Annotated in this window: 4 protein-coding genes; 1 reads left to right on the top strand and 3 read right to left on the bottom strand. The window is 44.3% G+C overall.

Annotated features, from left to right (window positions below; all coding sequences use genetic code 11):
- Window positions 1–25: 25 nt before the first annotated feature.
- Together ACMJ0U_RS07590 and leuS are read right to left on the bottom strand one after the other, a co-directional pair.
- Window positions 26–922, bottom strand: a complete 897-nt coding sequence (locus tag ACMJ0U_RS07590) for a YitT family protein (RefSeq protein ID WP_007559540.1) — start codon at window positions 920–922, stop codon at window positions 26–28.
- Window positions 923–992: 70 nt separating this feature from the next.
- Window positions 993–3,827, bottom strand: a complete 2,835-nt coding sequence (gene leuS, locus ACMJ0U_RS07595) for a leucine--tRNA ligase (protein ID WP_417129309.1) — start codon at window positions 3,825–3,827, stop codon at window positions 993–995.
- Between the two features lie 140 nt (window positions 3,828–3,967).
- Between leuS and ACMJ0U_RS07600 the strand changes: the two genes are divergently transcribed.
- Entirely contained in the window at window positions 3,968–6,406 is a 2,439-nt protein-coding gene (locus ACMJ0U_RS07600; protein ID WP_417129311.1) for a glycoside hydrolase family 2 TIM barrel-domain containing protein, read from the top strand.
- A 74-nt stretch (window positions 6,407–6,480) separates the two neighbouring features.
- On the opposite strand, the gene ACMJ0U_RS07605 is transcribed toward ACMJ0U_RS07600, so the two are convergent.
- On the bottom strand, window positions 6,481–9,426 hold the full coding sequence (locus ACMJ0U_RS07605; RefSeq protein ID WP_417129313.1) for a glycoside hydrolase family 2 protein: 2,946 nt from the start codon (window positions 9,424–9,426) through the stop codon (window positions 6,481–6,483).
- Window positions 9,427–9,429: the final 3 nt, after the last annotated feature.

Consider the following 9,429-nt stretch of genomic DNA (forward strand, 5'->3'; position numbering starts at 1 on the left):
TATTTTAGTTTTTTAAGGGAAAAGTTTATTTTACTTTAAGCTTATCAAAGCCCTCGCCATATACTCCAACTACATTACTTTGTGAAATGAAGGCATTCGGATCAATGTCCTTTACTAAACGGAAGATATCGAGTGATTCCCTTTTTTTAGCCAAAACCACTACTACCTTTATTTCCTGTTTACTATACCATCCCTTTCCATCAAGCAAAGTCACTCCACGATCAATCTTTGTCGCAATCCCTTCGGCTATCTCCTCATATTTGCGTGAGAATATCAGGAACTGCACAGACTGCCGTGTACTGTTAATCACATAGTCAATGACGATACTCATCACAAACAAGACACAAAAGCCGAACAATACCCTGCGCCAGTCGTGAAAAATAAAATAACAGGATGAAATGATGACGATATCGCAATACATCATCATCCGCCCCAACGTAACATCCTTATACTTATTGATAATCCAGGCAATGATATCCGTTCCACCCGTACTTCCATTATTACAGAACACGATACCAATTCCAAAACCCAGCAGACCAGCACCTATCACACAAGCCATAAAATCCTGACCAGGGCCTAACAACTGAGGAAGATTGCCATTCTCATCCTTCAAAATCATCTGAAAGAACCAGAGCAGGAAAGTCAGCATAAAGATGGCAAAGATGGTCTTAATACTAAATTTAGGCCCTAATATTTTCAAGGCAAAACCCAAGAATATTGCATTAATCACAAAATAGGAGACCTGAATCTCTATGCCTGTGGCATAATAAATAATTGCCGCAATACCCGTTACTCCTCCGGTAGTAATCTGATAGGGAAGCATAAATGCAGCCCAGCCAATGGAATAACAAATCAGCCCGAAGGTTATGGCCAGATAGTCTCTGGACTCCCGGCCCAACTTTTTCTTTAATAAAGCTTCCATAGACAATAAAAAAACAGTCCGGAATGAACAGAAGATACCTCCTGTTCATTCCGGACGAGCATTTAAAAGGTTAAAGTACAATATTTACAATTTTCTTCGGTACAATAATCACCTTCTTCGGAGTCTTGCCCTCAATCCACTTCTGTGACTGTTCTTCAGCCAGTACAGCAGCCTGGATGGTATCATTACCAGCATCGGCAGGGAACTCCATTGTAAAACGAGCCTTACCATTGAAAGAAATAGTATATTTTACGCTGTCTTCTTTCAAATATTCCTCATTGAATTCCGGCCAATGTGCATCGCATACAGAAGAAGTATTGCCCAAAGCTTCCCACAATTCTTCTGCCAAATGCGGAGCAAACGGAGCCAAAAGTACTACCAGATTGCTCATCACAGCCTTGTTGCGACATTTCAATGAAGTCAATTCATTGACACAAATCATAAAGGCGCTGATAGAGGTGTTGTAAGAGAAGGTTTCAATATCTCCTGTCACCTTCTTAATCAATTTATGAATGGCTTTCAGTTCTTCTTTGGTAGCTTCTCCTTCAGCAGGCAAGAAAGTACCCTGGCGGTCATAGAACAAGTTCCAAAGCTTCTTCAGGAAGCGGTGTACTCCGTCAATACCATTGGTATCCCATGGCTTAGACTGTTCTACCGGACCGAGGAACATTTCATACATACGTAACGTATCCGCTCCATAACGTTCTACAATCATATCCGGGTTCACCACGTTATACATGGATTTACTCATCTTTTCTACTGCCCAGCCGCAAATATACTTGCCGTCTTCCAGAATAAATTCTGCATTATTGTATTCCGGACGCCAGTTCTTGAAAGCTTCTACATCCAATACATCGTTCGATACAATGTTCACATCCACGTGCAACGGAGTCACATCATACTGATCTTTCAATCCCAGAGACACGAAAGTGTTGGTATCCTTGATACGATATACAAAGTTGCTTCGTCCCTGAATCATTCCCTGGTTCACCAGCTTTTGGAATGGTTCTTCTTTCACACTGACACCCAAATCGAACAAGAACTTATTCCAGAAACGAGAATAAATCAAGTGACCGGTAGCATGTTCTGTTCCTCCTACATAAAGGTCTACATTCTGCCAGTAATGGTCTGCCTTCTCAGAAACCAGCGCTTCATTGTTATGCGGATCCATGTAACGCAAATAATATGCACTGGAACCGGCAAATCCCGGCATGGTATTCAATTCCAGAGGGAATACATTGACGTTATCAATCTTTGTATTTTCTACCACTTCACCTCTGGCTACATCCCATGCCCAACGAGTAGCATGTCCCAAAGGAGGTTCTCCGCTTTCTGTAGGCAAGAACTTGGCTACTTCTGGAAGCTCCAGCGGAAGCTTGCTTTCGTCAATCATATACGGCATGCCGTCCTTGTAATATACCGGGAACGGTTCACCCCAATAACGCTGGCGAGAGAAAATCGCATCACGCAAACGGAAGTTTACTTTCACACGGCCCAGATTATGCTCTTTCACATATTTCTTGGTAGCTGCAATAGCTTCTTTAATTGTCAGGCCATTCAGCGTCAAATCGCAATAAGGAGTTACCTCGGCTTTCGGAGAGTTGCAAACGATTCCTTCCTTCGCATCAAAGCTTTCTTCGCTTACGTCACAACCTTCTACCAACGGTACAATCGGCAAGTTGAAATGTTTGGCAAATGCATAGTCACGACTATCGTGCGCAGGTACCGCCATGATGGCTCCTGTTCCATAACCAGCCAATACATAATCACTAATCCATACTGGAACAGATTCTCCTGTAAACGGATTTACGGCATACGAACCACTGAACACACCCGTTACACGACGGTCAGCAATACGTTCACGTTCTGTACGCTTCTTTGTACGGTCCAGATAAGCCTCAACTTCTGCACGCTGTGCTTCGGTTGTCAGCATCGGCACCAGTTCACTTTCAGGTGCAAGTACCATGAAAGTCACACCGAACATCGTATCGGCACGTGTAGTAAAGATGGTAAACTCCAAATCGCTGTCTTTCACCTTGAAACGTACTTCAGTACCTTCTGAACGACCAATCCAGTTACGCTGAGTTTCTTTCAAAGAATCTGTCCAGTCTACCGTTTCCAGTCCGTCAAGCAAACGCTGTGCATAAGCAGACACACGCAAACACCACTGGCGCATCTTTTTCTGCACCACCGGATGGCCTCCACGTTCAGATACCCCGTCTACTACTTCATCGTTGGCCAATACCGTACCCAATGCCGGACACCAGTTTACCATGGTCTCTCCTAAGTAAGCGATACGGTAGTTCATCAGAATTTCCTGCTGTTCCTTTTCTGTCTTAGCTTTCCATTCTTCTGCAGTAAAATTCAGTTCTTCGCTGCATGCTACATCCAACCCCTTTGTTCCTTCAGCCTCAAAATGAGTAATCAGTTTGCTGATAGGCTGTGCTTTCTGGCATGAATTACAATAGAAACTGTTGAACATTTTCTGGAAAGCCCACTGTGTCCAGTGATAATATCCAGGTTCGCACGTACGTACCTCACGATCCCAGTCGAACGAAAAACCAATCTTGTCCAACTGCTCGCGATAGCGTGCAATGTTAGCTGCGGTAGTAACGGCCGGATGCTGGCCCGTTTGAATGGCATACTGTTCAGCAGGCAAACCGTATGCATCATATCCCATCGGATTCAACACATTGAATCCTTGCAATCGTTTGTAACGTGCATAAATATCGCTGGCAATGTATCCCAGCGGATGACCTACGTGAAGTCCCGCTCCCGACGGATAAGGGAACATGTTCAACACGTAGAACTTTTTCTTGGATTCATCTTCGACAACTTTATAGGTCTTACGTTCCACCCATCTCTGCTGCCACTTCTTCTCAATTTCTCTGAAATTATATTCCATAGCGAAATATTATATGATTGATTATTACGTATTTCTCCAATTTCTCCGCAAATATAGTAAGAGTTCAGGAATAAATAAGGATAGTTTCGAACGAAAAGTTTATCTTTGCTTGATAAATGAAAACCTAATCTTAGAAATCTATGCACATCCGTAAATTCTTTCTGCTCGCTACTATCCTCTGTAGTGTATGCAGTCTCAACGCACAGCGACATGAACAACTCTTGGAAACCGGCTGGAAATTCCACAAAGGAGAAACCAATGGAGCTGAAACTGTTTCATTTAATGATTCTCAATGGGAATCTGTCTGTATTCCACACGACTGGGCCATTTATGGACCGTTTGACCGTAATAATGATTTACAAAATGTAGCCATTACTCAGAACTTGGAGAAACAAGCATCTGTCAAGACCGGACGTACCGGAGGACTTCCTTATGTGGGAGTAGGATGGTATCGCACCCGTTTCGATGCAGACCCTGACAAAAAGACAACACTGGTTTTTGATGGAGCCATGAGTGAAGCCCGCGTGTATGTCAATGGAAAAGAAGCCTGCTTCTGGCCTTTCGGTTACAACTCTTTCCATTGTGACATTACCGAACTTCTGCACAAAGAAGGAAAAGACAATGTATTGGCTGTACGTCTGGAAAACCGTCCTCAATCTTCCCGCTGGTATCCGGGAGCCGGACTTTACCGGAATGTCCATCTGATTACTGCAGAAAAAATACATGTACCTGTATGGGGAACACAGGTTACCACCCCACACATTGCTAATGACTATGCTTCGGTTTGCCTTCGTACCTCTTTACAGAATGCAGGAAAAGAAGAAATTACCATAGAAACAGAAATTCTGGACCCGAACGGAAAAAGAGTTTCTTTCAAGAAAAACAGCGGACGTATCAATCACGGGCAACCGTTTACACAAAATTTTATTGTAGAAAACCCGCAATTGTGGTCGCCCGAAACACCGTTCTTATATCAGGCCGTATCTAAAATCTATGCCAACGGAAAACTTACAGATACTTATACCACCCGCTTTGGTATCCGTTCCATCGAATTTGTAGCCGACAAGGGCTTTTTCCTGAACGGCCAGCACCGTAAATTCCAGGGAGTATGTAATCACCACGACTTAGGTCCCTTAGGAGCTGCTATTAACGTATCCGCGCTACGCCACCAGCTTACGTTATTGAAAGACATGGGCTGCGACGCCATCCGTACTGCACACAACATGCCGGCTCCTGAACTTGTCAGACTATGCGATGAAATGGGATTCATGATGATGATTGAGCCTTTTGATGAATGGGACATTGCCAAGTGTGAAAACGGATACCATCGTTATTTTAAGGAATGGGCTGAAAAAGACATGGTAAACATGCTACGGCAATACCGGAACAATCCCTGTGTGGTAATGTGGAGTATCGGCAATGAGGTCCCCACCCAATGCAGCAGTGAAGGATACAAAGTTGCCAAGTTCCTGCAAGACATTTGTCACCGGGAAGACCCTACCCGTCCGGTTACCTGCGGTATGGACCAGGTAAGTTGCGTGCTCGACAACGGTTTTGCTGCCATGCTCGACATCCCGGGATTCAATTATCGTGCAAACCGTTATGAAGAGGCATACCAACGCTTGCCTCAAAATCTGGTATTAGGCTCAGAAACCTCTTCTACCGTCAGCTCACGTGGCGTATATAAATTCCCGGCAGAACGTAAAGCCGATGCCAAATACGAGGATCATCAGTCTTCTTCTTACGACCTGGAATACTGCTCCTGGTCTAACATTCCCGATATAGACTTTGCTCTGGCTGATGACCACCAATGGACTTTGGGGCAGTTTGTCTGGACAGGTTTTGATTATCTGGGTGAACCCAGCCCATACGATACGGATGCATGGCCCAACCACAGCTCTATGTTCGGTATTATCGACCTGGCTTCCTTGCCCAAAGACCGGTACTATTTATACCGCAGCGTATGGAACAAGCAAGCTGAAACACTTCATATTCTCCCTCATTGGAACTGGGAAGGCAGAGAAGGAAAAGAAGTACCTGTATTCGTCTATACCAACTATCCGACAGCCGAACTTTTCATCAACGGAAAGAGCTATGGAAAACAGACGAAGAACAACCAAAGCGTAGAAAACCGTTACCGCCTGATGTGGCACAACGCCATCTACGAACCGGGAGAAGTAAAAGTCGTAGCATACGATGAGCACGGTACAGCCAAAGCGGAAAAGATAATCCGTACGGCAGGAAAGCCGCATCACATCGAATTGGTTTCTTCACGCCAGTCGCTCACAGCCAACGGAAAAGATTTGGCATACGTAACCGTACGTGTTGTAGACAAAGACGGAAATCTCTGTCCCACCGACATGCGCTTGGTGAAATTTAAAGTGAAAGGAGCCGGAAGCTACAAGGCCTCAGCCAATGGAGACCCGACTTGTCTGGATTTGTTCCACCTGCCTCAGATGCACGCTTTCAACGGCATGCTGACTGCAATTGTACAATCAGGGAAAGAAGCAGGTACCCTTGAGTTACAAGTCACCGCAAAAGGGCTGAAATCAGGAAAGATACAAATCGAAGTAAAATAACCCTCAAGACAACAGCGGGGAAAAGCAGCCACTTCATGTCTGCTTTTCCCCGCTTATATTTTTGCCACAGCCTGCTATCTGTTCAGGCTTTCCTTAAATTCAACTTCTACAATACGAAGTTCATGATTGGTTTTATCTCCATCTTTCGCCTTAAACAAATCCAATTCATTGGCTACTGGAGCAGCCACTTCCACAATCTGTCCAAAGGCATCATCCTCTTTACTTGAACCCCTCAACCGGATAGTGATTTCAGAAGCAGGAACCGGTTTCACCTTCAAATGAACGTAACCCAGACTTTTTTCAGTTTCTCCGCTCCAAATCAGTTCATCTCCCGCATAAATCTCCAAAGGATAACTGCGCATGCGCCATCCTGTAAGTTTCATACATACCTCATCCACACGCGCTACCCTTTCAAGATGATATTTAATCCATGCAGTGGAAGCCTTTCCATCATTTTTCCATTCACTCAATTCATTGTCATCAAAACTCTTACAAGCTTCTTCCGTATTTATTCCAGCCTCAGCAGAAAGTATAGCTACATCCACCGCACGCTCTATATAAGAAAGAGACAAAGGTGTTTCTCCACAATCTAAACTTCCTTCCAAATCATCTCCAGGAATGTATGTACTCAGTCCATTTTGTACTTCCATAGGAGAAGAAACCAGCTCCAATGAAGCGGAAGCCAATCCTTCTGCTTCGGCTCGTACAACCACCTTCCCTGCTGTAACAGACGAGCGCAATAACGCACGGTTCACTCCACATTCCACGGGAAGTTTTTCCGACAAGATATAATTATCCGGGCCTTGCGCTATACCTCCTCGCCATTCTGCCGGACCTTCTACCGTAAAATGAATCAAATCGTTCGCCAGCGGACAACGATTCCCTTCCGTATCAACAACCTCCACTTGCAACAACACCAAATCAGCTCCATCAGCCTTCCATCCTTTCGGATGCTGAAGGGCAACTAATTTCAATTTAGCTGGTTTACCTGCGGTTCTTAACTGCATACGCGCAGCTTCTTTTCCGTTATTGTACCCCACAGCTTCCAATACTCCAGGAGTGAAGGAAATTTTATCAAAAGTAAACAAGAAATGATAGTCACGCTGAGCCTGCCCCATTGGTTTTCCGTTTAAAAATAACGCCACACTATCCGTATTAGAAACCACATACACAGGCTTGACCACTCCCGGTTCATAATTCCAGTGTCCTACGATATGCAAACGAGGATTTTCCGTATCTACCCATCCGTCCCACATCACCTGATGAGCAAAATAAGAATCTTTCGGAATACGCATAGGGTCTGTATCTCCACTACGCCGGTAATTCTCTACCCCACGAAAATGAGTATTCGTATCTGAAAAAATAATCTTAGCGCCGCCTGAGCTTACCCTTTTCCCTGTACCCGGACGTTCACGCCAGTAATCAAACCAACGAATCACATTCTCAATGGTGAAAGAGTCCTGATTGCGATTGTATACACTGGCGTCTACCTGTTTTTTCGTTTTTCCGGTGGCCGCAGAATGATAAGCACTGTTTCCTTCTCCATCCTTATGATATGGATAAGAGTAATTATCCCAATACTTGCGCAAGCCTTCATCACGGCAATACTCCATGGCCCACATAGGATGATGTGCACTTTTGTTAATATACAACATCTCTCCCCCATACTCGGCATCACGAATATCCAGCATCTCACGAGAACCGATTGCACGCCCACCATGATAATCAAATTCATCACGTATCTTCTTCATCTCCAACATGTGTTCACGGCTGATTGATTCATTGCCACATTCATAAAAAAGGATACTCGGATTGTTACGGTTATAGATAATTGCATCCCTCATTACCAGTTTACGCTGCTCCCACTGACGTCCTTTGCAGTCTTTTTCTGCATCTCCTGCCGGCATGGCCTGAATCAAACCGACACGGTCGCATGACTCTACATCCTGCTTCCAGGGAGTCACATGCATCCAACGCACCAGATTAGCATTGGCTTTCACCATGAGGCCATTGCTATAATCACTCAACCAGGCCGGCACCGACATTCCTACAGCAGGCCATTCATTACTTGTTCGCTGGGCAAATCCCTTTAACTGAATCACCCGGTCGTTTAACCATACTTTTCCATCAGCAAATCGTGTCTTGCGAAAACCTGTACGCGTAATTACTTCATCCGTTTTCTTTCCCTCTATGCACAAAGCTGTCTTTACCGTATACAGATAGCCATATCCCCAGCTCCAAAAATGTAAGCCTTCCACTTCACTTTCAGCCGAAAGTACTACTTTTTCTCCTGGATTAATTCTTTTCTCCTCGCCACGGAATGCCTTTACAAGCTTCCCGTCACGGTCAAAAAGCTCCACCAGATAACCAATTGTCTGGCTTTTCCTTGTTTCATTTTTCACTTCCGATTCGGCATGAATCCGAGCTTTACGAGCACGTACCTGAATATCTTCCGCATAAATATAGACACCCGTAGTTTGCAGATTACTATATAGAGGTAAGGTCTGGTATAATTTATCCGTCACATGCAACCACACATTCTTGGGTAAGCCTCCATAATTTGCATTAAAATTACGGTTACTCCACTGATACTTTACGCCAGTAGCTTTCTCTGCATAGTCCCAATTGTTATCAATACGTGCAGCAATGACATTTTCCTTACCCGGCTTTACAAATGCAGTAAGGTCAAAACCAAAAGCCATCACTCCATTTTCATGCTGACCGACCAGGTGACCGTTCACATACAGATCAATTCCTTGCCGTGCTCCTTCAAATTCAATGAACACCTTCCGTCCTTTCACATCAGCAGGTAAGCGAAAATGTTTTCGATACCATACAATTGTATCAGTAAGATCCTTGATATTTAGTTTGAAAGCTTCATCCTCATTGAATGCATGAGGGAGTGTAACCGACTTCCATCCTGCATCCGAATAGTCCACCTCCTCTGCCTGAACTATATCACCCACCTTTAATTTCCAGTCGCTAATGAAATTATACTTCTCCCGCTCTACAGCATGAATATG

Source organism: Phocaeicola sp. (assembly GCF_048170425.1).
Taxonomy (GTDB): domain Bacteria; phylum Bacteroidota; class Bacteroidia; order Bacteroidales; family Bacteroidaceae; genus Phocaeicola.